The organism is Phytoactinopolyspora endophytica (genome assembly GCF_004138495.1).
GTDB lineage: Bacteria > Actinomycetota > Actinomycetes > Jiangellales > Jiangellaceae > Phytoactinopolyspora > Phytoactinopolyspora endophytica.
Window position 1 is genome coordinate 64,457 of record NZ_ML142872.1, and the last position, 2,434, is coordinate 66,890.

Sequence of the window (2,434 nt, forward strand, 5' to 3'; positions counted from 1 at the left end):
GGTTCAACGGCACTGTCGAGTGGGCGCTGGACAGCATTGAGACAGACGCTGCGTTGTGGCTGCCCACCGAGGCACAGCTACGCGAGCGTCTCGGTGCCGCGTTCGCGCGGCTGGTCCGGCAGAACGGTCGCTATACCGTCGTCCTCGACATCGACGGCCGTCAGGTCAGCCGCGAAGCGAGCCACGTCGACGAAGCCTACGGACGTGCCCTGCTCTACCTCGCCACCGGCGATTAGAAGCCCTGAGCAAGCCGATAATATGCCTGGTTCCAGCGGATCTCCTTGGTGAAGCGCCGCGCCGTGGTGTCGGTGTCGATGACGAGCAACTCGGTGTCGACCATGTCTGCGAAGTCGGAGAGCTCTTCTACACCGATCGCCGAGGACAGCACGGTGTGGTGCGGTGCCCCGGCGGTGATCCACGACTCGGCGGATGTCGCGAGGTCCGGCTTCGGCTTCCAGACGGCCCGCGCCACGGGAAGGTTCGGCAGCGGCTCATCCGGCGGAACCACATCGATCTCGTTCGCCACCATGCGGAACCGGTCACCGATGTCCGCGAGCCCGGCGACAACGCCGGGTCCTGGCTCGGCGTCGAACACCAGCCGCACCGGGTCCTCGCGGTCGCCGATGCCGAGCGGGTGGATCTCGCACGACGGCTTGTCGGCGGCGATGCTCGGGCAGACCTCCAGCATGTGAGCGCCGAGGATCTTCGGCTCGCCGGGCCCGAAATGGTAGGTGTAGTCCTCCATGAACGACGTCCCGCCGGGCAGACCCTCCGCCATCGCCTTCACGGTGCGGAGCAGGACGGAGGTCTTCCAGTCGCCTTCGCCGCCGAAGCCGTATCCGTCGGCCATCAAGCGCTGTACGGCGATGCCGGGGAGCTGGCGCAGCCCGCCCAGATCCTCGAAGTTCGTAGTGAACGCGCGGAAGCCACCGGCTGTGAGGAACTGGCGGAGGCCCGCCTCGATTCGGATCGCGTATCGCAGCGACTCGCGCCGGTCGCCGTCCTTGCACAGCTCCGGGGCCAGCGTGTAAGTGTCCTCGTATTCGCTGACCAAAGCATCGATGTCGGCATCCGAGACAGCGTCGACCACGTCGACCAGGTCGTTGACGCCGTAGGTGTTGACCGAGACTCCAAGCCTTGCCTGGGCGTCGACCTTGTCGCCCTCGGTGACCGCGACGTCACGCATGTTGTCGCCGAACCGCGCCAGCCGGAGAGAGCGGATCTCGGCGAGTCCGCGGGCGGCGCGCATCCAGGTGCCGATCCGTTCCAGGACGCCGGGGTCGCTGGCGTGCCCGACGACGGTCTTGCGGGCCATGCCGAGCCGGGTCTGGATGTAGCCGAACTCGCGGTCGCCGTGCGCCGCCTGGTTCAGGTTCATGAAGTCCATGTCGAGCTCGGACCAGGGCAACGAGACGTTCGCCTGGGTGTGCAAGTGCAACATCGGCACATCCAGCACGCGGAGCCCGTGAATCCACATCTTGGCCGGCGAGAACGTGTGCATCCAGGCGATCACGCCGACGCACGCGTCCGACGAGCCGGCCTCGAGGCAGATCCGGCGGATCGCCTCGGCATCGGTCAGGACAGGCTTCCACACCACCCGTACCGGGACCGAGCCGGCGCTGTCGAGGGCGCTCGCCACCTGTTGGGACTGCTCGGCAACCTGGCGCAGCGCGTCCTCTCCGTACAACCCTTGGCTGCCGGTGAGGAACCACACCTCATGCTCGGCTGATGTGAGTTCCATCTCGACTCCTTAGTTTGTCCTGAACCGGCCCGGCCGCACCACGAACGTCACGGCGGGCGACCGGGGTACGTGCCATGGAGACCTTCCACGTCCGCGGCGATAGGTGACCAGAGAAGGTGGGGAGGGAGAATTCCCGGCCAGGGTAGGCGCGGGCGTCGGCGCGTGAGGAGCTCTGCGACGATCTCGCCGCGGGCGAGGACGGGAATTCTCCCTCCCCACCTCCTGAAAATGAGTACGTCGCGGCGAGGGTCTCCACGTCACGTCTCCCGTCGCTGGCCATAGACGTTCTGGTAGCGGTCGTACAACCTCGCCACGTCGTCGTCGGGAATCGGGATCGGCTCCCCGAGCTGCCGGGCGATATGTACGGTGCGTGCGACGTCCTCGCACATCACCGCCGCCTTGACCGCCGCTCGCGCGTCCCGGCCGATGGTGAACACGCCGTGGTTCTGCATGAGCACGGCGGGTGAGTTGTGGGCGGAGAGCGTCTTGACGATGCCGCGACCGATGGAGTCGTCGCCGATCAGTGCGAAGGGGCCGACCGGTATGTCGCCGCCGAACTCATCTCCCATGGCCGTGAGCACGCATGGGATCGCCTCGCCGCGGGCGGCCCAAGCGGTGGCATACGTCGAATGAGTGTGCACGACGCCGCCGACCTCCGGCATGTGCCGATATACGTAGGCGTGTGCGTCCGTG

2 protein-coding genes and 1 pseudogene are annotated in these 2,434 nt (G+C 67.1%); 1 reads left to right on the forward strand and 2 read right to left on the reverse strand.

Features of this window, described 5'->3' with window-relative positions; all coding sequences use genetic code 11:
* Window positions 1–236, forward strand: a pseudogene (locus ELR45_RS39760) (pilus assembly protein CpaE); the annotation flags it as partial.
* Here ELR45_RS39760 and araA read toward each other — a convergent pair.
* Both araA and ELR45_RS39765 read right to left on the reverse strand, forming a co-directional pair.
* A complete protein-coding gene (gene araA / locus ELR45_RS30915) occupies window positions 233–1,741 on the reverse strand; it encodes an L-arabinose isomerase (RefSeq protein ID WP_129669718.1) in 1,509 nt (502 codons plus the stop codon). The pseudogene ELR45_RS39760 and the gene araA sit on opposite strands and share 4 nt — an antisense overlap.
* A 257-nt stretch (window positions 1,742–1,998) precedes the next feature.
* On the reverse strand, window positions 1,999–2,434 hold a 436-nt coding region (locus tag ELR45_RS39765; RefSeq protein WP_205857608.1), incomplete at its 5' end, for an L-ribulose-5-phosphate 4-epimerase.